At 41.6% G+C, this 245-nt stretch carries 1 protein-coding gene; it reads right to left on the reverse strand.

Translation table 11 applies throughout. The annotated features are described in order from the left end of the window. The coding region (locus AOM43_RS08960) for an RHS repeat domain-containing protein (RefSeq protein WP_152618863.1) at positions 1 to 245 on the reverse strand (245 nt) is incomplete at both ends.

A 245-nucleotide genomic window follows, 5' to 3' on the forward strand; every position in this document is an offset into this window, starting at 1 on the left:
CATGGAGGTCATAGGCAAATACATCTAAGGTATAATCATTGTCTCCATGTCCAAAGAAGGTTTTGACGGATTCTTTCCGCCCTAATGAATCATAGGTGTAATAAACTGCCGCATCTTCTTTAATCACACCGGTTAATTGTCCCTGAGGGTTGTACTCATAGGTGGTTACATGCCCTTTTGCATCTATTTCTTTCAGAAGATGGAAAGCCGAGTATTCATAGGAATGCGTTCCTAAGGGTTCTCCT

The sequence above is a fragment of the Parachlamydia acanthamoebae genome (assembly GCF_000875975.1).
Classification (GTDB): Bacteria; Chlamydiota; Chlamydiia; order Chlamydiales; family Parachlamydiaceae; genus Parachlamydia; species Parachlamydia acanthamoebae.